Below are 25,438 nucleotides of genomic sequence, written 5' to 3' on the forward strand. Positions count from 1 at the left end.
GGACTGTTTGAGGAGCGTAGCGACGAGTTCCGCAGCCGCCTTCTCGACCGCGCAGCGCAGGGGATCGGCCGCAGGCCGACGACGCTGTGGGGTCGCTTCTTTGGTTACTTTCTTGTCGAAAACAAGAAAGTGACTCGCCCGCCGGGCCGAACTCCCGGCCAACGTAATCACGCAGTCGAGACCAGCCAGGAACGGCGGAGAATCAAGCAAGAAAGGGCCTTTCATCCCCGCGCGCATGGGACGCCATGGCGGATAACGCTTCGCTCTTCCGCCCTACAGCAACGACAGTTCTCGTAGCGCAAGAACTGACGAAGACAAACCCGCAGCCAACCAACACCAAAGGCCTCCACAGCACTGCCACTCACATCCCCCTCATCGCTGTCGTATCATCCCCCCTCACCTCCGCCCCGATACCCCATGAGTCTCCCCTCCGATTTCGACATCGACCGCCGACTCGTCCGCGAGCGTGCCGCGCGCCATGCGCAGCAGGCCGACGAAGCCGGATTCCTGGCCCGCGAAGTGGCACAGCGCATGGCCGAGCGCCTCGCGTATATCAAGTACGAACCCGCGCGCATCGTCGATATCGGCTGCGGCGTGGGGCGCGATTTTCCCTTGCTCGGGCAACGCTATCCGAAGGCCGAGCGCATCGGCGTAGACTTCGCGCTCCCCTTGCTGCGGCTGGCTCGTGGCGAACGCGGGTTCTTCCAGAAGCTGCTCGGCACGGCGCGCACGACCGATCCGCGCTACATCTGCGCAGACTCCACCGAGTTGCCATTGGCGCGCGCCAGCGTGCAGATGGTGTGGTCGAACCTCGTGCTCAACTGGCTGGCCGATCCAATGCCGACCTTCCGCGAAATGCATCGCGTGCTCGAGGTGGGCGGCATGCTGATGTTTTCCACCCTCGGCCCCGACACGCTCAAGGAATTGCGGGCGGTGATGCCGGCCGGCAGCGGTGAGCGCGTGCATCGCTTCATCGACATGCACGACATCGGCGACGCACTGGTACAGGCTGGCTTTGCCGAGCCGGTGATGGACATGCAGACGATCACGCTGACCTACGGCGACTTGGACAGCCTGTTGCGCGATCTGCGTCACGCGGGGGCGACCAATGCGGCGTCGACGCGGCCGCGAGGATTGTCGGGCAGGGCAGGATGGGCGCGTGCGCGTGAGGGGTACGAGCGTCTGCGCCGCGACGGGCGTCTGCCGGCAACATTCGAGGTCGTCTACGGGCACGCGTGGAAGGCGGCGCCCAAGCATACGGCCGACGGGCGCTCGGTCATCGAGTTCAAGCCACGCGAGCCACGCTGAAATGAACGACACGTCGCCGGTGTGGATCTTCGATCTGGACGACACGCTGCATAACACCAGCGCGCAGATCTTTCCGCTGATCGATGCGGCGATGACCGATTACGTCGCGCGCGAGCTGCGCGTGGATGCCATCGAGGCAGACCGCCTGCGACGCGTCTATTGGCAACGCTACGGCGCGACCATGCTCGGGCTGGTGCGCCACCACGGGTGCGACCCGCATCACTTTCTGCATCACACGCATCAGATTCCCGCGCTGCACGAGAAGTTGGTGTTCGATCGCGCAGTACGCGGCCTGTTCCGGCGGCTGCCGGGCCGCAAGGTGGTGTGCTCCAACGGGCCACGCGCGTACGTGGACGCCGTGCTCGACTGCATGCGGATCGGGCACTGCTTTGAAGAAGTGTTCGGCATCGAGCAGTTGCGCCTCGCGCCGAAGCCGCACCTGGCCGCCTTCCGGCGTGTGCTGTCGCACATCGGCCACCCGGCCGCCCACTGCGTGATGGTGGAGGACTCCGCCACCAATCTGCGCGCGGCCAAGACACTCGGCATGCGCACGGTCTGGATCAGCCGCCACCCGGGCAAGCCCGCTTGGGTGGACGTCAAGCTCGCGTCCGTCGTCGGTCTTCCCCGCGCGTTGTCGCGCCTGGGCTGACGCGTCAGCAGCCAGTGACGCTCGTCAGCCCGCTGCGTCTTCGTGCGGCTTGCGTGTTGAATCGGCCAGCCCGGAGAGCACGGCGCCGGCCTCCTGCACGATCCATCGCATGACATTGGCGGCGCTGCCGCGGCGACCGAGCGAAGCGGCCTGTCCTGCCCACAGCGAGAGGTATTCGATCTTGCCTTGACGCGCGGCCTCGGTGCGCAATGGGCGCGTGAGCGCGTTCTGCAAGGGGAACGGCAAGGCCGTGCGGGCGACCTCCGGATCGAGCAGGAAGCGATTCACGAGACCACGCGCAGGACGCCCCGAGAACGAATACGTGACGCGTGTGCCGCCCGCCTCTGCCGCGGCCAGAATGGCGTTGCGGTATTCCTCGCTGATACCCGCTTCATCGCTGGCCAGAAAGGCCGTACCCATCTGCACCGCGGATGCGCCCAGCGCCAGGGCGGCAGCCAGGCCGCGACCGTCCATGATGGCGCCGGCCGCAACCACCGGCATGCCGACCGCGTCGACGATCTGCGGCGTCAACGCCATGGTGCCGACCATGCCGCGTTCGTAGCCGGTATCCCAGAAAGTGCCGCGATGCCCGCCGGCTTCGCTGCCTTGCGCGATGATCGCGTCCACGCCCGCGCGTTCGAGGACGAGCGCTTCTTCCACCGTGGTGGCCGTGCCCAGTACAACGATGTCGCGGCGCTTGAGTTCGGCCACGGCACCATCGGGCAGTGTGCCGAAGATGAAGCTGAAGGCCGATGCGCCACTTTCGAGCACGGCCGCGAATTGGTCTTCGAAACGGTTGGTGGGCAGCGCGGGGCGTGGCACTTCGAGTTCCAGCTCGTCGTAGTACGGCTTGACGGCGGCCATGGCGCGCTCGATGTCGGCATCCGACACCTCGACGGGCGGCTGCGGCGCGAACAGGTTCACGCCGAACGGGCGAGAGGTCTTCGAGCGCACTTCGCTCGCGGCGGCCAACAGTTGCTCGGCGCTGAGATATGCAGCTCCGATGAAGCCCATGCCGCCCGCCTCGCACACCGCGGCGTTGAGTGCCGGCGTGTCGCCGCCACCGGCCATCGGAGCCTGGATGATGGGATGTTGCAGGCCGAGCATTCGCGCGATCGGCGTATCCATGGGCATGGTGCTTCCTCTTTTTGATGTCCGGGGGCGGTGCGGCGGAGGGTCTGGCGCAGGAGTGCGGTCCTCGGCATGGCCAGGAGCTGCCGCAGAGCGAGGCGCTCATCATGCCGCCATATGTAGCCTTCCTGCAATCTTGCTGTTGCCGAAACAGCCTCGGTCAGAGTTCAAGCACCAGGCCGAGATACACCATGGGCGATACCGTATTGGCCGGTCCGGTGTCACCGAGTCGCGCGTCGGCGGCCTGCTGCGAGCGGTCGGCGATCTCCTGGTGGCGGGGACCGAGGTTGATGGCGTTGAGCGAGACTTCGACCTTGCGTCCGCGCATCCGCCCACTCCATGCAATGCGCGCGTCGTAGGTGGTGTATGCCGGCGCCACATAGGGATAGATCGGCACGAACCCGTCGCCGCCCGCGAGCGGCCCCATGCGCAGGCCGGTCAGCGTGGTCGACCAGCCGCGCCCCCAATCCTGCCTCCAGCTCAGACTGGCGCTGTAGGGCGCGGTGCGATCGTCGATGTTCGGGTCGCCCGAGTTCCGGTCGATGAGCGTGTGCGTGAAACTCCAGTCGGCGCCCCGCCACGGCCGCGCGCGAAACTGGTATTCGATGCCGCGCAGGTGCACATCGGCGCCGTAGTTCACGTACTGCGCCGATCCGATGTAGGGCTCCAGCACAGGCCAAGGCTGCGCGAACACCGGCACGCGGATGAGGAAGCCCTTGATGCGCTCGTCGAAGATGCGCACGTCGAGCGAACTCTGCCACGTCCGGTAGTGGCCGACATAGCCCAGCTCGTAGCTGTCCACGCGAGGCTGGCGCAGGTCGCGATTGGGCAGGTAGGGATGCACCAGCAACGTGCCGGTCTGCGGATCGATGGCCACGACGTCACCCTGCTTTTCGAAGGTCGGGCGCTGCTGCCACGCGCGCGCATAGCCGGCTCTCACCGTCTGCCTGTCTGCCACGTCCCAGTTGACGAAGGCGCGCGGCGCAAAGTGGGTCGGCTCTGACGAATAACGCTCCCAGGCAGCGCCCACATTGGTGCGCCAGTGGCGTGCGAAATGCCATTCGAGACTGCCGAACGCCCGCAGCAGATCGCTCGGTTCGGGGTCGCCGCTGGCGTAGAGGAAGTCTGCATTCACGCGATCGCGACGCGCCTCCGCGCCCCACACCAATTGCATGGACGATCGCGGCTCGAAACGGTTCTGCACTTCGAGATGATCGCGGGTCGCGCGGCGATTGCGGTTCAGCGGAACATACGAGGCCCGTGGCACCAGGGGCGGCAATGCCAGCGACATCCACTCGTCGGTGACGCGTTCCTGGTTGTGGTAGTAGTTCACCGACCACTCGTTGCCCGTCGAAGGCGCATGCACCCACTTGGCATGCACGACGTATTCGTACGTGGAGGAAGTACGCTCCTTGTTGCTGTCCAGCAGCGAATCGGGATAGCCGAGGCCTTCCTTCGCGCGGCTGCCGCCGACGCGCAGCATCAGTTCGTCGCTGCGGGACAGACGCGTATCGGCACGCACGCTCAGCAGGGCCACGCGGCGCGAATCGTTGATGTCCTCGAAGCCCGAATCCGACAGATACGACACGTTGGCACGCAGGCTCGTCGCCCCGATATGCCCGTCGCCGGTGGCGCGCACGTCAGCAATGTCCGAGTTGCCCGCATTGGCCGTCACGCGATTCACGGGTTCCTGCGCGCTGTGCTTGGTGATGATGTTGATGACGCCAAGAAACGCGTTGGCGCCGTAGGTCACGGAGTTGGTGCCACGCACGACTTCGATGCGCTCGATCTCGTCGATCGACAAGGGCAGCGCGGCCCAGTCGACGCCACCGAAGGCGCTGGGCGAATACACCGAGCGCCCGTCGATGAGCACCTGCATCTCGGACGGAAAGTTGTTCGACAGGCCGTGGTAAGTGACCCACGATGTGCTGCCGCGCTCTTGCCCGACCTGCATACCGGGAACGAGGCGGAAGACGCGCGACAGATCGCGATAACCGGTGGCGCGAATGTAATCGCCGTCGATGACGGTGACCGCACCCGGCGCTTCATTGATCGGCTGTTCGAGCCGCGATACGGTCAGGACGGTGGGCAGGTCCTCGAACCATGCAGACTCTTCGGCGGCCGCCGCGCACGAAGGACCGAACACCGCGAGCGCGACGGCGCAGCCTAGCAGCGTTCTGGGCAGGTGAACGGCAATCGTCGTCGGCACGAAAGGATCGATCCGGAAGCTCGGATGGAGCGCCTTCACGATGCGACGACACCGCGACAAGACAGCCGACCCGACCCATCCCCGGTCTTGTTCTGCCAAAGGAACATGCAGTGCGCCGGATGGCCCGGCGATTGCTACCCGCTCCCCGCCCGGATGTTGATCCCCCGGGTGCCTTCCCACAGTAACGCCATGCAGTCGCCGGCGCGTTATGGTCCAACTTTGTCAGCCGTCGGACTCAAACGTCGGAGTATAGCCTTGTCGATGGCATATCTCGCCGCTCAGGACTCGACGTGCCCCAAGGTCTGTGTCAATTCCGTGGCGCGATGGCGTGCAGCCTGTTGACGATTGGCGACCTGCAGCTTGCGCAGGATCTTTTGCACGTGGTTCTTTACCGTCAGAGGACTGATGGCAAGGATGTTGCCGATCTCCTGGTTGGTCTTGCCTTCGCGCATCCAGCGCAGCACCTGTGCCTCGCGCGGTGACAGACGCGGGCGACGGAAAGCGTCCGCGCTGTCGGCGGTCTCGCCTTCGGCAACGACATGCGCCAGCGCTGCATACAAGTAAGGCAGCAGGAGTTCGCACACGTAGGCCAGGTGCGCGTCGGACACGCGCCCGACATCGAAGAACGCAAACAGCGCCGGCACCGCGCCGCCCAGGGCCGGCATGCCATGCAGCAGAACGTCACGCGCACCGATCGACGCGAGCTGTTGAGCGGCAGCGCCGCCATCAGCGATGCGCAGGTGGGCAACCTGGCACGATTGCTCGCGCCACATGCGCTGCAGGGCATCGAGCGTGTGAAGGCTGACGCGCAAGATGTTTGGCTCGTCGGCGAACACCATGGCGCACGCCTGCGGCGAGCGCGCATCGCCCCACAGGCAGGCCAGCGTGCCATGGGGCACGAAGCCCTGCAGGGCGCCACGCGCCCACAGATGCAGATGGTGGCGCTGGCGCACGCGCGCCGCACCCTCTACGACAAACAGGAACCGTTCGAGTGCGTTGGCGTCCAGTGCAATCCGCTCGCTCATGGGCATCGCTCCGCGATAGTGGCGCGGTCGATGCTAGAGCGTGGAAGTTGCAGCGGTCTTCAGGAAAAGTGACGAATTGATGACAGCCCCGCCGCAATGGCGGGACCGGGTCGGCAGATGCGCGTGCAAGTTCAGCGTTTGACGGCGGTGAGCTTGATGAATTTCTCCATCAACTGGTCCTGCGATTCAACGTAGTCCGGGTTATGCGGAATGCAATCGACGGGGCAGACCTGCTGGCACTGCGGCTCGTCGAAATGGCCGACGCATTCGGTGCACTTGTTGGGATCGATTTCGTAGATTTCGGCCCCTTGCGAAATCGCGTTGTTGGGGCACTCGGGCTCGCAGACGTCGCAGTTGATGCATTCGTCCGTGATCATCAATGACATGGTGTGACTTACCTTCCTTACTTCGTCGATACTGGGGGCTCTCCCCCCTGGTTTGCCTGCGCGCGCGCTGCGACCTTGCGACGGATGGCTTCGTCCACCGCCGGTTGCACGAAGGTGCTGATGTCGCCGCCAAGCAGTCCGATCTCGCGCACCATGGTGGCCGACACGAACATGAATTCGTCGCCCGGCGTGAGAAATACGGTCTCGACGTCCGGATGCAGACGGCGGTTCATGCCGGCCATCTGGAATTCGTATTCGAAGTCGGACACGGCACGCAGGCCGCGCAGGATGATATGAGCGCCCTTGCTGCGGACGAAGTCGATCAGCAGCCCGGAGAAGGCGCACACCTCAACGTTGGAATAGCTCGACAGAACCTCACGCGCCAGCTCGACGCGCTCGTCGAGTGTGAATATTGGGTTCTTTCCGCTGTGCTGGGCAACCCCGACGACAACGTGGTCAAACATGCCCGAAGCGCGGCGCACGAGATCCTCGTGCCCTCGCGTGAGCGGATCGAACGTGCCCGGGTAGACGACGATGTCGGCGTTGTGCGACTGGTTCATGGAGTGTCCTCATTGGCGAGCAGCTGATAGTGCACCTGCCCTGCCTTGCCGCGCTTGAAGGCCGTCAGCCCGGCCAGGGTGTCGACGGCCGTTTCGGCCTCGACATAGACGCGGCCGTCCTCGGCGAGCACGCGCGGCAGCAAGGGCGCAACGCGCTCCAGCCAGCCCTGGCGATACGGCGGATCGAGAAAGATCACGTCAAAGCGCTCGGGCGTGGCGCGCAAAAATTCTAGCGCATCGCCGCGCTGCAACCGCACATTCGGCGCTTTGAGCAGCCCCAAGGTGTTCTGGAGATGCGCGAAGACGGCCGGAGCTTTTTCGACCATGACGACGCTGGCCGCTCCGCGGGAAGCGGCTTCGAAGCCCATGGCGCCGCTGCCCGCGAAGAGATCCAGGCAGTTCAGGCCGGACAGTTCCTGCCCCAGCCAGTTGAAGACCGTCTCGCGCACGCGGTCGGGCGTCGGCCGCAGGCCGGTGGACTCGGGCACGTCGATGACGCGCGAGCGCATGCAGCCCCCCACGATGCGCACCCGACTCACGACGCCTTGCCTCCGACCACGACGGTGATGAGGTTTTCGCGCTTCACGTGGCGTGCGAACGCCTCGCGCACCTGCTCGGCGGTCACGGCCTGCACACGTTCGGCGTAGTGATCGAGATAATCCAGCGGCAGCCCGTAGTAACCGATCACCGCGACCTGCCCGAGAATCTTGGCGTTACTGTCCAGGCGCAAGGCAAAGCCATTGATGAGGTTGTCCTTGGCGGCCTGCAGTTCAGCATCGGTTGGGCCTTCACGCAGGAAGGCGTCCAGCGTGTCGTTGGCGACCTGCACCGCTTCGTCGGCCTTCTCGGCGCGCGTCTCCAGCCCCAGCTGGAAGAGCCCCATGGATTTCTGCGGGCTGAAGTAGCTGTACGCCCCATACGAAAGGCCGCGCTTGTCGCGGATTTCCTTCATCAGCCGCGACTCGAAACCGCCGCCGCCCAGCGCATAGTTACCCACCACCAGCGGGAAGAAGTCCGGGTCGCCACGCTTGAGTGCCGGCACGCCGATGGCGATGTGCGCCTGCGTGGCCGGGTTGGCGATGCGCTCGACGGTTGCGCGCGGCAGGACAGGGTCGGGCAGGGGCGGCAAGGGCGCGCCCGGGGGCAGTTCGGCCGTCAATTTCTGGGCGATGGCTTCGGCGTCGGCGCGACTGACGTCGCCCACCAGCGTGACGACCGCCGTGCGGGCCACGTAGTGAGTACGGTGAAAGCTCACCAACTGGTCGCGCGTGATCTTCTGCAACGTGGCCACGGTGCTGACGTGGCCGTACGGATGCTTGCCGTATGCCAGTTCGGTGAAGCGGCGGCCCAGGATCGAACCGGGCTGGGTCTGTGCTTCGCGCAGGCCGGCGATGGCGCGTGCGCGTTCGCGTTCGAGTACCGCGGCCGGGAAAGTCGGGTGCGCCAGAACGTCGCGCAGGATCGCCAGTGCGCTGTCGCGTTCGGCGGGGCTGCTCAGCACGCGCAGGCTGAAGCTGGCGCGATCGGCTTCGGCTCCGCCGCCAAGGCGCGCGCCAATGTCGGCCAGGCGGTCGGCGATGGCGTTCTCGTCCAGCGCGTTCTTGCCGCTGCCGATGCCGGCATCCATCAGGCTGGCGGTCATGCCGGCGACACCGATCTGGTCGGGCGCCTCGCGCGCGGAACCGGCATCGAAGTCGACCTGCACGTCGAGCATGGGCAAGGTCCGGTTTTCGACGAAGAACACCCGCGCGCCCGAAGGCGCGGTCCAGTGTTCGATCTTGATGGCCGCCTGGGCCAGCGTCGTTGCCGCGAAGAGCGCCACGGCGACAAGCATTCGGTAAGTCATCGCGTGCTCCCTTTTAGTATTTGAATTCGGGTTCGTTCTGCTGCGCCTTGGGGTCGAGCGGCAGGGGCACGAGATTGGCAACGGTGAGCGTATCGTCGGTGAGCAGGCGTGCGGCGGCGGCCTTGACCTCGGCGGCCGTCACGGAGCGCAGTTGCTGATAGAAGCGCTCATCGTCGCGCCACGACCGGCCGATCACTTCGAGCCCGCCGATCTGCATGGCCTGGCCCATGAGCGAATCCTGCTCATACACCTTGCCCGCCACCATCTGGGATTTGACTCGCGAGAGTTCGGCGTCAGTCACGCCCTTGGCGGCGATGTCGCGCACTTGCGCGCGCAGGTCGGATTCGAGCTGGGCGATGCTCACGCCCTTGCTCGGCACGCCCTCGAGAATAAACAGCCCCAGTTGGCCGCGCGACAGCGAGTCGTAACCGGCGCCAGCGGAGACCGCATGTTTGTTGCCGCGTACCAGTTGGCGAGTCATGCGTGCGCCGTCGTAACCGTCGAGCACGGCGGCGAGGATCTCCAGCGCGTAAGCCTCGCGGGATTTGTCGATATCGACAATGGCCGGCACGTGCCACGCCAGCGCAAGATAAGGCAGCTCGGCCGGCGCCTTGACGGTGACGCGGCGCACGCCCACCTGCTGCGGTTCGCCCTGCTGCTTGCGCGCCGGAGCTTCGACGCGGGCCAGCTTGCCGTAGGTCTGTTCGGCCTGGCGGAAGACCGCCTCGTGTTCGACATCGCCCACCACCACGACGGTCGCATTGTCCGGGCTGTACCAGCGTTTGTACCAGTCGCGTACGTCCTGTGCGGTCATGTTCTGGATATCGGTCATCCAGCCGATCACGGGCACACGGTACGGGTGCGCCATGTATGAGGTTGCCATCAGCGCCTCGTAGGTCTTGGAGCGCGGCTTGTCGTCGGTGCGCCAGCGGCGTTCCTCGGCGATGACCTGGATTTCTTTCTTGAACAGTTCGTCGTCGACCACGAGGTTCGCCATGCGGTCGGCTTCCAGCGCCATCACGTCGTTCAGTCGCGACGAGGGCACCTGTTGGTAATAGGCCGTGTAGTCGCGCGTGGTGAAGGCGTTGTCGCGCCCGCCCATGGCGGCCACGCGCTTGGAGAACTCGCCGGGGCCAACGTCCTTGGTGCCCTTGAACATCATGTGTTCGAGCGCGTGCGCAACACCCGTGGTACCCGTGGTTTCGTCCATGCCGCCGACGCGATACCACACCATGTGCACCAGCGTCGGCGCTCGGTGGTCTTCGCGCACGACGACCTTCAGGCCGTTGGGCAAGGTGGTTTCGAATGTGGAAGCGGCCGGGTCGGCGGCCCAGGCCGGCGCAACAAGGCACAGCGCGGCGAAGAAAACAGCCAGCAGCTTGCCTGGCAGGCGGTTCGATGGCATCTGTTAGACTTTCCCAAGACAGGCACGGATCGTGCGAACATCCGCGGGTGTCCGGCTCGAGGCCGGCGCGGCATGATAAATCAAACGCCTGCGAAGCCCGGCGCATTGCGCCAAATGCTTCGGATTTAGAACGAAATGGCCTGCAGGCCCCATTCCGACCCTCGCTGACAATGTTTAGTTTCTTCAAGAAATCCGGGCAGGCCGAGACGCCTGCGCCCGAACAGAACACCACGCCCGAAGCGACCGTGCCGGCGGCCTCGCCCGACGCGGTGCTGGCGCCGCAGTCGCTGGCCAACGCACCGGCCGCCGCGCTGCCCGAAGGCCCGCGCCGCTCGTGGCTCGACCGGCTCAAATCGGGGCTGTCGCGCACGCGCGACCAGATCGGATCGGCCGCCAGCGGCGTGGGCAGCATCTTCTCGCGCCGCAAGATCGACGAAGATCTGCTCGAAGAGCTCGAATCCACGCTATTGATGGCCGATTGCGGCGTCGAGGCCACGCAGGCATTGATCACCGAGCTGCGCCTGCGCTGGAAGCGCGACAAGCTCGAAACCGGCGAACAGTTGCGCCAGGCGCTCGCCGAAGTGCTCGAGAACCTTCTCCAGCCGCTGCAAAAGCCCATTGATGCCAACACGCACAAGCCATTCATCATCATGCTGGCGGGCGTCAACGGCGCGGGCAAGACGACCTCCATCGGCAAGCTGGCGCGTCACTTCCAGCTCGAAGGCCGCAGCGTGCTGCTGGCGGCGGGCGACACGTTCCGCGCCGCCGCGCGCGAGCAGTTGCAGGAATGGGGTACGCGCAATAATGTCACCGTCATCGCGCAGGATGGCGGCGACCCTGCGGCGGTGGTGTTCGATGCCATCAACGCAGCCAAGGCGCGCGGCATCGACGTGGTACTGGCCGACACGGCCGGTCGCCTGCCCACCCAACTGCACCTGATGGAAGAAATCGCCAAGGTGCGGCGCGTGATCCAAAAGGCCGACCCGACCGGCCCGCATGAGGTCCTGCTGGTGCTGGACGCCAACATCGGCCAGAACGCACTGGCGCAGCTCAAGGCTTTCGATGCCGCGATCGGCGTCACCGGCCTCGTCGTGACCAAGCTCGACGGCACCGCCAAGGGCGGCGTGGTAGCGGCAATCGCCCGGACGCATCCGAAGCCCTTGCGATTCATCGGCGTGGGCGAAGGTATCGAAGACCTGCAGCCTTTCAGCGCACGTGAGTTCAGCGAAGCGCTTTTCGGCGACGGCGCGACACAGCCATAGCATCAGAGGCATCAAGAAAAAACGGGCCGGACTCCGCGAGGAGCCCGGCCCGTTGGTTTTTGCGCCCAGCGCTTACTGCGCCTGGTAGCGCCCCAGCACTTCCGCGTCGGTCAGCGCGCGGTCGTAGAGACGGATTTCGTCCATCCAGCCCATCACACCGGTCGAGGTGCTGCCCTTGTTGGTCGTGGTCGCACCGATCTTGATGTCGTTGGCGCCCGCGTCGTTGAAGCTGCCCGACCAGAAGGTGGTGTTGGCCAGCGCGCCGTTCACGTAGATGCGCAGCGCGGTGCCGTCATACGTGCCGGCCAGGTGTACCCACTGCCCGGTGGTCAGCGCGGTCGGTGCCGTCACGGCGTACTTGACCGAACCATCCAGCCAGATCTTGAAGGTCGGCTTGTTGTCGGGCCCGATGTACAGCTCGTAGCCGGCCTTGTTGGACGAGTTGATCTTGTAGATCAGCTTGGCCGAGCCGGTGGTGCCGACGTAGGTCGACGGCAGCGCATCGAGATTGACCCATGTTTCCGCCGACATCTTGCTGGTGGTCTTGAAGTTCAGCGCCATCACTTCGGCTTCGGTGTTGAGCACATTGTTCGACAGATACGAATAGCCGTCGATGAAGTGGACGGCATTGCCGTACTTGCCCGCCGCACTCGTCTGGCCGGAAGCGCCGTTGCGCTTGAGCGCCACGCCCGGGTCGGCCTGCGAGGAATCCGCCAGCACGTTCATGGTCGCGTCTTCGTCCAGGCTCCACTTGGCGGCCGGCACCAGCGGATCGGGCTCCGTCGGCGTCGTCGGGTCCGTCGGCAGCGGCACGTATTCCGGCGGAACCGGCTTGGTCCCGACGCCACGCAACTGGAAGTCCATGAACGCGCGCTGCAGCGGCGACACCCACCCGTATGCCGACAGCGAATGCCCGGCGCCCGCGACGAGGCTGAAAGTCGTATCCACGCCGGCGGCGATGAGCTGGTCCTTGAAGTAAACACTGTCGCTCGGCGGCACCGTGGTGTCCGCATCGCCATGCAGAATCAGGAACGGCGGATCGTCGCTGGTCGCGTAGTCGCCCGGCATGGCCGCGTGCGCCAGTTCCGGCACCGACTTGGCCGGCGCGCCGAGCAGCGCGGTCACCGAGCTCCACGCGTTGGCGAACGAGGTGGTGAAGTCGGCCGGCCCCGAGGCGTCGACCACCGCCTGCACGCGCGTCGAATAGCCTGCCCAGCCGCCCGTGCCTTCCAGCGCCGCGATGCCGCCGGTGGTGCCCAGCAGCGAAGCCAGATGCCCCCCCGAGGACGAGCCCCACACGCCGATCTTGTCCGGATCGATGAAGTACTTGGCCGCATTGGCGCGCAGGTAGCGCAGGCCGAGCTTGAGGTCGTGCAGTTGCGCGGGGAACACGGCCCCCGTGGGCGTGAGGCGATACATCATCGACACGCCCACATACCCTTTGGTGGCGTCGCTGACAATGGCGCTGGCCTGGTCGTTCTTGTCGCCGTGGTTCCAGCCACCGCCGTGGATGCGCGCGATGACCGGAAGCCGCTTGCCCGGGTCCGTCGTGGGCGCCACGATCTCCATGTAGATGTTGCTGTTGCCACCGGTGCCGATGAACACGTCGTGGTAGTACGTGTAGCCGGCCGGCACGTTGGTCGGCGTGGTGAAGTCTGGGCGCGTCGGGTTGTCCGGGTTGGCAATGGGCGACGGCGCACCGCCAAGGCTGCTCGACGAACTGGACGCGCTGGAGCTGCTGGTGCTCGACGCGCTGCTCGAACTGCCTGCGCTGCTGTTGCTTGAACTCGCGCCGCTGCTTTGCGACGACGACGAAGCCGAAGAACTGATCGACGAGCGCGATGAACTCGCCGAGGCCGGCGCAGAGTTGTTGTTGTCATCGCCGCCGCCGCAGGCCGACAGAACCGCCGCGGCCGTCAGGCTCAGCAGCCATGGCAAGGCCGCCCGGATAAAGCTTGGTGTGTGCATGTCTTTTGTCTCGTGAAGATCCAACAATGCGCCCCGCAGCCGGCCCTCCTCCACGATTGCCCACGGCGGCACGATCCCGCCGCCCACCACCTCCGAGCGGCCATGCTCAAGACGCATTTGTTCCAAACTCCTCGAGCACGGCGTGAGGCTACAATCTAAATCGGTTTAGTGCAACGATACATCGGGTAATTCCTAGTCAAAAAGTTAGCGTTTCCGGGGTTTTCGCCCAAAAAAGTTCAGGAGCGGCCGTCGCCCTGCACGCCGGCCACACAAGACACGCTAGCCGCCTGTCACGCCAGAAGTCGCCAGCGCGCCGGCGGGCGTCGGCGCCGGCGAGCGGCCGCTCAGACGGTCGTGCGCGCACTGCTCGGCACGTATGAGGATGTCTTCGAGGTCGTCCTCGTCGATATCCAGCAGTTCGCCCTGGATCAGCGCGGCGTGCAGGTCGTCACGCGTGATCGAGACCGCTGCGATGGGCGGATTGGCGGGTCGGGACTCACCCGGTGCCAGGTGATGCGGATACCGGCGGCCGGCGAGGTTATTGAAAACGATCGCCAGAGCCGCCAGCGCCACCGAATCGAGCAACACTGGATGCAGCACGAACTGATAGCCCAGATCGGTGACGGCCGGGCCGCCTAGCACGGCGGTCAACGCCACGGCGCCACTGGGCGGATGCAGGCAGCGCAGCTTGAACATGACGGCAATCGCCAGCCCTGCGGCGAGCCCCGCCGCCAGGCCGGGATCTGGCACGACCTTCGCCACGGTCACGCCGATGATCGCCGCCACGAGATTGCCGCCGACGATCGACCAGGGCTGCGCCAGCGGGCTGGCCGGCACGCCGAACAGCAGTACGGCCGACGCGCCCAGCGGCGCGATGAACCACGGTGAGGTCGTGCCGAGCCCGTGCCGCCCGATCCATTCCGTCACCATCAATCCGAGCGTCGCCCCCATGCAGGCGACGACCATCTCGCGCCCGCTGACGGCGAGCGCGTGCGGCCACAGGCGCCGCAAGACGCCACGTAGCCCCTGATTTATTTTTTTCATGATCAGGGTGATTTCTGTTGGGAGGCGGAATATATCACGTCGTGATGTATCCTCCGGCCAGACACCACCTTCCTGCCCGCACGTGAAGAAATCGCAATACGAAGCCCTTTCCGAATTCCGCTACCAGTTGCGGCGCTTCCTGCACTTTTCGGAGAACGCCGCGCGTGAAGCGGGGCTGACGCCACAGCAATATCTGCTGATGCTGCACGTACGCGGCTTTCCGGGGCGCGACTGGGCGACCGTGGGCGAGCTGGCCGAGCGCCTGCAGTTGCAGCATCACGGCGTCGTCGCGCTGATCACCCGTTGCGAAGAAGGCGGCCTCGTGCGGCGCCAGCGCAGCACGCTCGACCGGCGGCTGGTCGAAATCCACCTCGAACCCAAAGGCGCCCGCCAGCTCGAAAAGCTCGCCGCGCAGCATGAAGCCGAACTGCGCTCGCTGAGCGGCACGTTTCAGGTCGCGCGCATCACCGCCTTCAATGACGACGGAATGATCGAAGAGTGATCATCGCGGGCCGCGCTCGCCAACGAGTGCGCGTACCTCCGACGCCAGATCGGCGACGAGCCAGAGCACGTTCTCGCGATGCGCATCGGGCAGCACATTGAATCCCCCGCCAGCGCCGCCATACAGCAGGCACGACAGGCTTTCGAGCTGGGCGCTGCGCTGTTCGAGGCGATCAAGTACATCGAGCGAAAAAGATCGGGTCGGTGCGGGCGCACCTTGGGTTACTGCATGCATGAGTCAGACTCCTGGATGGATGAAGCCTGCCTCCGTCGCCAAACGGGGCGGCAGGCCAAAGCGGGGTTGGCGAACCGGCATCCAGAGATCCGGCCACCCTTTCGGGTGCCCCGCCCGGCCCACCATTGCAGAGGCGTGCGCAAGCGCTGCGGACGCTAGAGTGCCGCGACAAAAAGCGGCCGTCCGTCTGGATGATTCGAGTCGCCAAACCCGATCGCTGTTGTGTCAGCGACGCGCCAAGGATAGGCGGCCGAGATATCGGACGCAAGGATCACAAGGCAAGTCCGGGCCGCCACAACGGCGGCATCGCCCGCAGGCGGCGTGACGCTGCTTTTCTCGGTGCGAAATGCGCAGCCGCGACTCACGCAGCAAGCGCCAGTCCCCGCCAGGGAATCCTGCAAACCGATGAATTCGTCGCACTCACAGGTATCGCAAGACAACCGCATGGCGTCCATTCCGTGATTTGTGCGTATCCAGTTACTAGACTCCATTGCGGCTCTGCGCCCGCGCGCACTCTGATGGGTTGGGTCGGGGTCACGCTCCGTCAACGTCGAACAAGGGAGATGCAAATGGCGATCAGCTTCCGTTCTCGTTTTGCCGCCCTGCTGGCGGCTCTCGCGGTAGCCGCATGCGCGGCGCCGAACACTCAACAGGATCGATTGATGATCGTCCGCCAGGGGGTGATCGAGCAGATCACGCCAACGCAGATCCAGAGTACGGACCACATGGGCGTGGGCGCCGTGGTCGGCGGCATTGCGGGCGCCGGGCTGGGCAGCCTGATGGGCAGCGGCACGGGGCGCGACGTCGCCATGGTTGCCGGCGCGATCGGCGGCACCGTGGCCGGCGCCGAAGCGCAACGCCGCTTCGAGACGCCAATGTCGGGCCAGCAGATATTCGTCCGGCTGGGCAGCGGCGTGCTGATCGAAATCACGCAGCCGACCGACCTGAACCTGCGCGTGGGACAGAACGTTTTCGTGCAAGGCAACGGCCAGGCCGCGCGCGTCATTCCGCAATGACCGACGGGCACCGTCGGCGATGGCGTCATGGCGGCCCCAACGGCGAGCGGTCCATGTCGGCTTCGTAGCCCCACGGCATCACCTCTTGCGTCATTCAGTCAAGCCCGCCTCGTGCGGGCTTTTCTTGTGCCATCGCCGAGCCCGTGGAGACGCCGGGGCGCACCGAATGTGATCAGTGAGGGCAAGACACTTTCGTAGCGTGCGCCCTTGATGTAATCGTCATATACGCCTGTACCAAACGGGGCCGGATTTCGGGATCACCTGGCCCCACTCGCCCTCCTAAAAATCAGACTTATCCTAGTCGTTTGTCGGATGCGGATTCATGACATGTACGACCCACTCCCACTCGTCGTAAAGCTACGTCAATTTAGGACTTCCCGCTGACTGTCATCAGAAATTTCGCCCCCACTCTGGCTAGTATCAGCCCGTTAAAGGCCTGCGCCCCCCTGCAGGCACCCACCTACGCTCCGAGAGAGATTCGCGCTTTCAGCTCTCGGTTCAGATAGCGAGCTGAGATGAACAAACAATACAAAGTGATCTGGAACGACGCGACGGGGAACTGGACCGTCGCCCCCGAAATATCGAGTGCGCGCGGCAAGCGGACCTCGCGGTCAAAGAGCGTGCTCAGCGCCATTGCCGCAGCGTCGTTCTTCAGTGTGGCCCAGGCGGCCGACGTGACATGGATCGGTCCCGAAAACGGCGACTGGTCGGACGACACCCACTGGAGCCCCGGCAAGCCGACCGTTAGCGACGCTGCCATCATCGACAATGGCAGCGTCGTGATTGGCGACGACACTTCGGTGAGCAGCAATTCGCTGGTGGTGGGCAATACCGGCAACGCGAGCCTGACCGTAGGCAGTGGCGCCTGGCTCGACACGAGCCCCATCTACCTGGGCAACCAGGCGGGCTCCTACGGCGAGATGACCGTCAACGATGGCGCCTCGGTCACGGCCGGCAGCCTGCACGTGGGCTTCAACGGCACGGGCCTGCTCACGATCAACGGCGGCAATGTCAGCACCAGCGCGTGGAACACCCTGACACTGGGCACCTATGGCGGCACGGGGACGATTGTCGTCAATGACAATGGCACGCTGCAAAGCGCCACCGACCTGCGTGTGGGCACTTCCGGCAACGGCACGTTGATTCTCAACAGCGGCAACGTGATCGCCGGATGGAACGTGATCATCGGGCAAGAGGCAACGGGCCACGGGCGTGTCGTCATCAACGGCGGCAAGCTCACCAACGCCTGGGACAACAATTTCGTCGTTGGGCGCAGCGGTTACGGCGAGCTGGAAATCAACAACGACGGTGTCGCCGATTCGGACTGGACCTTCATTGGAGGCGAAATCTGGCGCAACGCGTCGAACGGCGCGGGGACAGGCGTGGCAACGCTCAGTGGAAACGGTCTGCTGCACGCCACGCGTGGCATTGTCGTGGCCGCTGGCGGTACGGGCGCCAAGGGGACCGTCACGCTCAACGACAACGCCTCGATGGTCACGGAAAGCAGTCTGTACTTCGGCTACGACGGCACCGGCTCCGTCACGTTCAATGACAACAGCAAGGCGACGGCGAGCACCGGCATCTGGATCGGCACCAACTCCGCGAGCCAGGGCACGGTCATCATGAATGACCAGAGCAGCATGTCCAGCGGCTCCGACGGCGTGGTCGTCGGCTACACCGGCCAGGGCGCGCTGACGCTCAATGACAGCGCCTCCATCAACACGACAGGTTCTGTCGGCATCGGAGTATCCAGCGGCAAGGGCTCGGTGACTGTGAATGACGATAGTTCGATCGTCAGCGGCGGCAGCGTATACGCCGGCATGTACGGTACGGGCGACCTCGCCATCAACGGCGGGCTGGTCAGCGCTGCTGGCTCGGTCGTCATCGGCCGCTACGCTGGATCGCACGGCACGGTCACGGTGAATGACGGCGGCGTATTGTCTGCCGGGCAGATTCAGGGCGGTGCGGGCAGCGCATCGCTGTCTGTCGACGGGGGCACCCTGCGTGCCCTGAGCGATCAGGCGAACTTCACCAGCGGCTTGTCGAGCGTCACGGTCGGCGCAGATGGCGCCACCATCGATTCGAACGGCAAGAACATCGGCATCGCCAGCGCTTTCGTCGGCAGTGCGGACTCGAGCCTGGTCAAGACCGGTGATGGCACGCTGACACTCAACGGCAACAACGCGAGCTTTGCCGGCTCGGTGGACGTCGACGGCGGCACGCTCGCGCTGGCAAGCACCAACACGCTGAGCAACGCAGCGTCCGTCGACGTTGCATCGGGCGCGACCCTGTCCACGGCGGGCACGCAATCGCTCAAGCAGCTCAGCGGCGCAGACGGCAGTGGGTTGACGAACACCGGCACACTCACCGTCAACAATGCAGGCGGGGCGGATACGACTTTCGCGGGCACGGTCTCCGGCGACGGCGCGTTGGTCAAGATGGGCACGGGCAACTTCACCCTTGGCGGCGCGAACTCCGTACAGGGCAGCGTGGATGTCCGCGAGGGCACGCTGACGCTGGCGCAGGCCGGAAAGTTCGAGACCTCCGGCGACTTTGTCACGCGTGCAGGCGCCACGACCGACATCGGCAAGCAGGATGCCTCGCTGGTCGTCGGCGGCACGTTTACGCAGGAGGCGGGCAGCACGCTGGCCGTCACGCTGGGTGCCGAACCGGAAATCACCGCCAGCGCCGCCACGCTCGACGGCACGGTGGTGATCAATGGCTTTGCCGCAACCGGAGCCCCCGTGCGCGCCAGCGAGATCGCCGATGCGCGTTACACGCTGATCCAGACTGAGAACGGCATCCAGGGCACCTTCGTCAATGATCCACTCGGCCCGACCGGGCTCGACTATCTGTTGCACGACTCGCACGTCTCGAACGACGGCAAGGATTACCAACTCGGCTTCCGCATGGCGTGGACCGAAGGCGGTGCCGAGGCGGGCACGGGGACCTTCACCATGGCGGACGGCACGGCTTTCGATGTCGACGTCGCGCTGGGCGACCAAGTGGCGCCGGCGGAAGGTTTCGCCAGCGGCTGGGATGGCAAGAGCCTCGTCAAGAACAGCGAAGGGACCCTCGTGCTGTCGGCGCAGAACACCTATACGGGCACAACCACCGTCAACGGCGGCGTGTTGAGCATGGGTACCGAAGACGCTTTCGCGCAGAGCAGCGACCTTGTCGTCAATGGCGGCACGCTGGCCCTCGATGGCAACGATCAACATGCCAATCGGCTGGCGGGCTCCGGAGGCGCCATTTCGCTGGATGGCGCCACGCTCACCGCCGAAAACGCCATCGCGGGCGCGGACGACAGTTACTTCGCGGGGAGCATCGTGGACGGTAGCGTCGCTGGCGGCTCACTGCGCAAGGCCGGCGACGGCACGCTCACCCTGTCCGGCCAGACGGGCTGGACCGGCGACACCCGGCTCGAAGCCGGCCGTCTCGTTCTCGACGGCAGCGACGGCGCGGCGCAACTGGCCAGCAATGTCGTCGGTACTGCCGGCAGCGCGCTGGACCTCGTGCACGGTGCCGCCCTGCAGGGTCGGATCGATCAATCGAACGTACGCATCGACACTGCAAGCGCGTGGTCGATGACGGAAAGTTCGAGCATCGGCGCGCTCGATCTCGCAGGCACGCTCACCTTCGCGCCGCCGACCGATGGCAGCTTCAAAACGCTGACCGTGGCGGGCGACTACGCCGGCAACAACGGGCTCATCGTCATGAATGCGCAGCTCGGCGCCGACGATTCGCCGACCGACACGCTGTCGATCGCGGGCAATGTCACGGGCACCACGCGTGTCGCTGTCAACAATGCCGGCGGCCTCGGGGCGATGACCACCGGCAACGGGATTGCGCTGATCGATGCGGCCAACGCCAGCACCGATGCCTTCACGCAGGAAGGCCGCATCTCGGCCGGTGCGTATGACTACACGCTCTACGCAGGTGGCCGCGACGGCAGCTTCGACGGCGACTGGTACCTGCGTTCGAGCTACGAGCCACATCGTCCAGACCCTGAGCCGGAGGTCGTGACGCCGCCGAACCCGGAGGAGCCCGAACCGGAACTGCCGAACTATCGCGATGAAGTCGCCGTGTCCACGGTCGTGCCCGCGCTGGCCAACCGCATGGGCCTGGCGATGCTGGGCACCTACCATGACCGCATCGGTGAAGGCGTGCCCGGTGCTGACGGGCGCACCAGTTGGGCGCGTACCTTTGGCGAGACCGGCAGCGCCGGACGTGGTGGCAACGACCCGCAAGAGCGCCTCTCCCACTTCGAGAAGGATGGCCCTTCGTACGACTTCAACCTCGCGGGTGTCCAGGTCGGCTCCGACGTACTACGCAAGAAGAACGACGTGATAGGCGTCTATGCGGGCATGGGTCGCATCGAAGCCGACGTCGAGCGTGTCTACGGTGGGTACGCCGGTTCGACCTCGATGGACGCGTATTCGGTGGGCGGCTACTGGACGCACCGGGCGGACGCCGGCTGGTATGTCGACAGCGTGCTGCAAGGCACCTGGTATCGCGGCATCGAAGCCAAGAGCGTGGCAGGCGAGACGCTGCGCTCCGACGGTCGCGGGCTGACCGCTTCGGTGGAAGCCGGTTATCCGTTCGCGCTGGGTAACGGCTGGAAGCTGGAGCCGCAGGCGCAGTTGATCTACCAGAGCGTGAACCTAGACGACACGGCCGACAGCTACGGCAAGGTGAGCTACGACAGCACCCAGCTCGCCTACGGTCGACTCGGCGCACGCGTGTCGCGGACCTGGGACACGGCGGGTGACCGCAAGGTGACCGGCTGGGGTCGCGCCAACCTGTGGCATGCCTTTGGGTCGGACGCGAACACGACCTTCAGCAACCTCGATGGCTCCAACCCGGTGTCGTTCAACACCAACCTGGGTGGCACCTGGGCGCAGGTCGGCGTGGGCGTGTCGGGCCAGGTCGCGAAGAACGTCAGTCTGTTTGCGGCGGCCGACTACAACCGCGTTGTCGCCGGCGGCCAGGGCGACAGCTTTGGCGGTCGCGTGGGTGTGGTGATCGCTTGGTGATCCGCTTGTAACAACTAGCTGCATGGATGAGGCACCCGAAAAAGGTGCCTCTTTTTTTGTCCGGAAGTTGCCTTCCTCTTTCGGTCGCCCTACGCGACGCGGGAGAAATACCAGGAGCTTTCACAAGAGATACGCCTTCGCAGCGCTCCACCCGTGAACAATTCATGTCACCACACATCGGACCGGCTACGAAACCGTATGCATTTTGCTTATATCCGCACCAGCCTTCAGCGTGAGAAAAGTATCGAAACCAGCGCCATCGGTAGGACAAATCCGCTCCTACAAGCGGACACGGATTCGCACAGAATCGGACCTTCTCGCAGCCGTCTGCGCACTCCGTAAATTCACCTTAACGACCTGATTTCAGTCAATTTCCGCCCTCCTCCCATTCGTAGCATCGGACTACCCGAGAGGCACCTTCCCGGTACCTCAGCCCTGTGTTCGGGACACATGTCAGTTGGTCAGCGAGTGAGTTGAGGCAAAAAATGAACAAGCAATATCGAGTGGTCTGGAACGAATCGTCGGGCACATGGGCGGTCGCCTCCGAGATTTCCACTGCGCGCGGGAAACGAGCGTCCCTCAGTATTGCTTCGCTTGCGGTGTCCTCCGTCTTTGGCCTCGCCATGCTGACCGTATCGGCCCCCGCCTGGTCACAGTCGCAGTGCTCGGCGACGGGCAGCGTCTATGAGTGCTCGGGCGCGATCACCGAGGGCGTGGTCATCTCGGGCTCGGGAGACATCACCGTCAATAGCAACGCCGATATTGCCCCGACAGGGACGCCAGGGACGGGCATCAACGTGCAGAACACGGGGCCCGGCAGCATCACGGTGAACCAGCAGTCGGGCGGCATCACCGCTTGGAACGATCCGAGCGCGCCCTGGATATTCCCCGAAAACGGAGCCGGCATCTTTGCCGCGAACACTGCGACGGGTACGGATATCACGATCAACATCGGCGAATCGGCTGCCGTGTCGGGCAATGTCGATGGCGTTCATGTCGAAAACTATGGCACTGGCGCGACGAGCGTGAACGTGGCCGGCTATGTCTCCGGCTCGGACGGCGCGGGCGTCGTCGTTTACGGCGACGCTGCCACCACCGACCTGACCGTTACGCAGGATGGGGGTGCCATCTCGGGCAGCCGCAATGGCATCTCCGTACAGAACACCGGCTCCGGCGCGACGACCGTTTCGGTATCGGGCGAAGTCCGCGCCACCGATGATCACGGCATTTACGCCAACAACAATTCCTCGACAGGGGCGGCGCTGACCATCGAACAGGATGGCGGCAACATCCTCGGCGCCCAAAGCGGCATCCAAGCCGACAACGATGGCAACGGAACAACGAACATCAGCCTGTCAGGGGACGTCTATGGCACCGCCCAAGGCGTCCAGGCCCGCAATGGGGCCGACACAACAGGTCTGACGATTACGCAGACCGCCGGATCGGTATCCGGCAATTTCGGCATCGTTGCGGAGAACGAGGGCATCGGCGCGACGAACATCGACGTCGCAGGCAATGTCGCCGCCGCGTACGGCACGGGCATCAACGCCATGAATGGATCGGCGGCCTCGGACCTGACAGTCACGCAGCATGGCGGAAGCATTGGTGGCACCTTTTACGGCATCAGCGCCAACAACTCCGGAACGGGTGCTACGAATGTCCGCGTCGCGAGCTACGTCACTGCTACGGATAGCATCGGCATTTACGCATACGGTGGCGCGAATTCGACTGACCTGAGTGTTGTGCAGACCGGCGGCACCATCGCCGGCAACTATGGCGGAATCTCGGCCGACAACTCGGGCACGGGCGCGACGACCGTCAGCGTTGCGGGTGACGTCGCTGCGGCGAACGGCTACGGCGTCTACGCTCATACTGGACCGACCGGCAAGGACCTGACTGTCACGCAAGACGCAGGGTCGTCCATTACCGGACGCTACGGCATCTGGGCATCCAATGACGGGAGCGGCGCGACGAGTGTAACCGTCGAAGGCGACATCGCCACGACCTCTGACGTTGGCGTCTACGCCTACAATAATTCGGCGACTACTACGGATCTGACTGTCAGCCAGAACGGCGGCTCCATCGTGAGCGGAGCCGAAGGTATCCAGGTGGGCAATTACGGCACGGGTGCAACCAGCATCAATGTCGCCGGCGACATTGCCAGTCGTTCTGAATTCGGCGTACACGCCAGTAACGGTGCGACCGCCACAGAGCTGACCGTCACGCAAGCGGCTGGCACCATTACCGGCGCCCGAGCTGGAATCTGGCTGGAGAATTCTGGAACAGGCGCAACCAATGTAAGCGTTGCAGGCGATGTCATCGGAACGACGGGCCAGGGCATTCATGCCACGAGCTATTCAGACGCATCGACAGGTCTGACAATCACGCAGAACAGCGGCACGATCTCTGGCCTGGACTTCGGCATACTCACGCAGAACCTGGGCAGCGGCGCCACCATCATAAGCACTGCAGGCGACGTCTCCAGCACATTCAATGACGGCATCAGCGCCTACAACAAATCAATTGCCACGGACCTGACTGTCACACAAAGCGCGGGGACCATTGCCGGCGGCGGAGGCGGCATTTATACCTATAACGATGGTACCGGAGCGACGACCGTCAGCGTCGCAGGCGACATCGTCAGTACGAATGGTGAGGGCATCTACGCCTACAACAATTCAAGCGCAACCAATATGACGGTCGCGCAAGTCGCGGGCAGCATTACGAGCGAGGACGCAGGCATCCATGCCAGCAACTGGGGCTCTGGCGCGACGAACGTCAGCGTTGCAGGCAGTGTCACGAGCGCCAGCAGCTACGGGCTTCGTGTTGAGGGTGGATTCGAGACTAACGGACTGACGACCACCCAAAGTGGTGGGGCCATCGTCGGGGACTCCGGCGTCTATACCGACAACAAAGGCACTGGTGCGACAAATATCAGCATCGCAGGCGATGTCACGGGCAACAGTGTCTATGGTTTCGGCTTGTCCGCCTATAACGGCGATTCGGCCACAGAACTGACGATAGTGCAAAGTGGCGGGACGGTTAAAGGCGGGGGTGTTGGCATCCAGGCCGAGAACAACGGAACCGGTGCGACCAACGTACAGGTGGCCGGCGACGTTATCGGGACAGACGGCTACGGCCTCTATGCCTACAACACTTGGTCATCCACCAACGACCTGAACGTCACGCAGAGCGCTGGCACAATCATGGGCGGCATGTTCGGCGTTTACTCGGACAACTTTGGTACCGGCGGGGCGAGCATAAACGTAGCCGGCGACGTCAGAGGTGACACCTACGACGGTGTCCGTGCCTACAACAACGGGACCGCGACCAACCTGACGGTCACGCAAAGCGCGGGGAGCATTACCGGTGGTGGCGATGGCATCCATGCCGAGAACCATGGCACCGGCGCAACGAATATCAGCGTCGCAGGCAGTGTTGTTGGCACAGGCAATGGGATCAGCGCCTACAACGACGAGAACGCCACGGATCTCAATATCACGCAGAGCAGTGGGGTCATCACTGGCGGCCGTGGCATTGACGTCAGCAACGGTGGCACCGGCGCCACGAATATCAGCGTCGCGGGCGAGGTCACGAGCATTTACGGCACCGCCATCCAAGCCTACAACGGGGCAACGGCCACGGACCTGACCGTGACCCAGACCGGAGGAGCCATCACCGGCGCCACGGGTATCTATGCCGATAACCAGGGCACCGGCGCAACCCGCATCAGCGTGGCCGGTGATGTCCGGGGAGATATTGTCCACGGCATATATGCCTATAACAGCCGGTCGGCAACGGACCTGACCGTGACGCAAACCAGCGGAACCATCTCCGGCTTGCCATATGGCATCAGT

General features: G+C 64.7%; 20 protein-coding genes. 8 read left to right on the plus strand and 12 right to left on the minus strand.

Features of this window, described 5'->3' with window-relative positions; all coding sequences use genetic code 11:
• Positions 1-225: hypothetical protein (locus tag ACDA63_RS18835; RefSeq protein WP_373664837.1), on the minus strand; the 225-nt coding region annotated here is incomplete at its 3' end.
• 192 nt (positions 226-417) lie between these two features.
• On the opposite strand from ACDA63_RS18835, the gene ACDA63_RS18840 reads away from it, so the two are divergent.
• Positions 418-1,308 carry a methyltransferase domain-containing protein gene (locus ACDA63_RS18840; protein WP_373664838.1) on the plus strand — a complete coding sequence of 297 codons (891 nt, stop codon included), beginning with the start codon at positions 418-420 and terminating at the stop codon, positions 1,306-1,308.
• A gap of 1 nt (position 1,309) precedes the next feature.
• Positions 1,310-1,957: a pyrimidine 5'-nucleotidase gene (locus ACDA63_RS18845; protein WP_373664839.1), complete on the plus strand. Its 648-nt coding sequence runs from the start codon at positions 1,310-1,312 to the stop codon at positions 1,955-1,957.
• Between the two features lie 24 nt (positions 1,958-1,981).
• Here the strand turns inward: ACDA63_RS18845 and ACDA63_RS18850 are convergent, their stop codons facing one another.
• The 8 genes from ACDA63_RS18850 to ACDA63_RS18885 all read right to left on the minus strand — a co-directional run bounded on the left by ACDA63_RS18850 (position 1,982) and on the right by ACDA63_RS18885 (position 10,519).
• Entirely contained in the window at positions 1,982-3,085 is a 1,104-nt protein-coding gene (locus tag ACDA63_RS18850; protein WP_373664840.1) for an NAD(P)H-dependent flavin oxidoreductase, read from the minus strand.
• Between the two features lie 163 nt (positions 3,086-3,248).
• Positions 3,249-5,336: a TonB-dependent receptor plug domain-containing protein gene (locus tag ACDA63_RS18855; RefSeq protein ID WP_373664841.1), complete on the minus strand. Its 2,088-nt coding sequence runs from the start codon at positions 5,334-5,336 to the stop codon at positions 3,249-3,251.
• Between the two features lie 239 nt (positions 5,337-5,575).
• A complete protein-coding gene (locus ACDA63_RS18860) occupies positions 5,576-6,322 on the minus strand; it encodes a LuxR C-terminal-related transcriptional regulator (RefSeq protein ID WP_373664842.1) in 747 nt (248 codons plus the stop codon).
• A 131-nt stretch (positions 6,323-6,453) separates the two neighbouring features.
• Positions 6,454-6,708 (minus strand): YfhL family 4Fe-4S dicluster ferredoxin, encoded by a 255-nt coding sequence (locus ACDA63_RS18865; RefSeq protein WP_373664843.1) that lies wholly within the window; start codon positions 6,706-6,708, stop codon positions 6,454-6,456.
• 17 nt (positions 6,709-6,725) lie between these two features.
• Positions 6,726-7,268, minus strand: a complete 543-nt coding sequence (gene coaD, locus ACDA63_RS18870) for a pantetheine-phosphate adenylyltransferase (RefSeq protein WP_373664844.1) — start codon at positions 7,266-7,268, stop codon at positions 6,726-6,728.
• A complete protein-coding gene (rsmD, locus tag ACDA63_RS18875) occupies positions 7,265-7,807 on the minus strand; it encodes a 16S rRNA (guanine(966)-N(2))-methyltransferase RsmD (RefSeq protein WP_373664845.1) in 543 nt (180 codons plus the stop codon). Before rsmD ends, coaD begins: the two co-directional genes overlap by 4 nt.
• Positions 7,804-9,114: a M16 family metallopeptidase gene (locus ACDA63_RS18880; protein WP_373664847.1), complete on the minus strand. Its 1,311-nt coding sequence runs from the start codon at positions 9,112-9,114 to the stop codon at positions 7,804-7,806. The genes rsmD and ACDA63_RS18880 overlap by 4 nt, the downstream gene beginning before the upstream one ends.
• A 13-nt stretch (positions 9,115-9,127) precedes the next feature.
• Complete coding sequence (locus tag ACDA63_RS18885; RefSeq protein ID WP_373664848.1) at positions 9,128-10,519, minus strand: M16 family metallopeptidase; 1,392 nt, start codon at positions 10,517-10,519, stop codon at positions 9,128-9,130.
• A gap of 170 nt (positions 10,520-10,689) precedes the next feature.
• Here ACDA63_RS18885 and ftsY point away from each other — a divergent pair, with 170 nt between their 5' ends.
• Positions 10,690-11,781: a signal recognition particle-docking protein FtsY gene (gene ftsY / locus ACDA63_RS18890; RefSeq protein WP_373664849.1), complete on the plus strand. Its 1,092-nt coding sequence runs from the start codon at positions 10,690-10,692 to the stop codon at positions 11,779-11,781.
• Between the two features lie 72 nt (positions 11,782-11,853).
• Here the strand turns inward: ftsY and ACDA63_RS18895 are convergent, their stop codons facing one another.
• The gene (locus tag ACDA63_RS18895; RefSeq protein ID WP_373664850.1) at positions 11,854-13,416 is read right to left on the minus strand and encodes a LamG-like jellyroll fold domain-containing protein; all 1,563 of its coding nucleotides are present in this window, start codon (positions 13,414-13,416) and stop codon (positions 11,854-11,856) included.
• 49 nt (positions 13,417-13,465) lie between these two features.
• On the opposite strand from ACDA63_RS18895, the gene ACDA63_RS18900 reads away from it, so the two are divergent.
• Positions 13,466-13,765 carry a hypothetical protein gene (locus ACDA63_RS18900; protein WP_373664851.1) on the plus strand — a complete coding sequence of 100 codons (300 nt, stop codon included), beginning with the start codon at positions 13,466-13,468 and terminating at the stop codon, positions 13,763-13,765.
• 263 nt (positions 13,766-14,028) lie between these two features.
• Here the strand turns inward: ACDA63_RS18900 and ACDA63_RS18905 are convergent, their stop codons facing one another.
• Positions 14,029-14,793, minus strand: coding sequence for an HPP family protein (locus ACDA63_RS18905; RefSeq protein ID WP_373664852.1), 765 nt, complete (start codon positions 14,791-14,793; stop codon positions 14,029-14,031).
• Positions 14,794-14,875: 82 nt separating this feature from the next.
• Between ACDA63_RS18905 and ACDA63_RS18910 the strand changes: the two genes are divergently transcribed.
• The gene (locus ACDA63_RS18910; protein WP_373664853.1) at positions 14,876-15,295 is read left to right on the plus strand and encodes a MarR family winged helix-turn-helix transcriptional regulator; all 420 of its coding nucleotides are present in this window, start codon (positions 14,876-14,878) and stop codon (positions 15,293-15,295) included.
• Here ACDA63_RS18910 and ACDA63_RS18915 read toward each other — a convergent pair whose 3' ends face one another.
• Positions 15,296-15,529: a hypothetical protein gene (locus ACDA63_RS18915; protein ID WP_373664854.1), complete on the minus strand. Its 234-nt coding sequence runs from the start codon at positions 15,527-15,529 to the stop codon at positions 15,296-15,298.
• Positions 15,530-16,098: 569 nt separating this feature from the next.
• Here ACDA63_RS18915 and ACDA63_RS18920 point away from each other — a divergent pair.
• The 3 genes from ACDA63_RS18920 to ACDA63_RS18930 form a co-directional block, all read left to right on the plus strand.
• Positions 16,099-16,545, plus strand: coding sequence for a glycine zipper 2TM domain-containing protein (locus ACDA63_RS18920; protein ID WP_373664855.1), 447 nt, complete (start codon positions 16,099-16,101; stop codon positions 16,543-16,545).
• Between the two features lie 515 nt (positions 16,546-17,060).
• Positions 17,061-21,581, plus strand: coding sequence for an autotransporter outer membrane beta-barrel domain-containing protein (locus tag ACDA63_RS18925; protein WP_373664856.1), 4,521 nt, complete (start codon positions 17,061-17,063; stop codon positions 21,579-21,581).
• Positions 21,582-22,066: 485 nt separating this feature from the next.
• Positions 22,067-25,438, plus strand: a 3,372-nt coding sequence (locus tag ACDA63_RS18930) for an ESPR-type extended signal peptide-containing protein (protein ID WP_373664857.1), incomplete at its 3' end; no start/stop codon positions are given.

It is taken from the genome of Uliginosibacterium sp. sgz301328 (genome assembly GCF_041807905.1).
Taxonomy (GTDB): Bacteria; Pseudomonadota; Gammaproteobacteria; order Burkholderiales; family Rhodocyclaceae; genus JBGVSA01.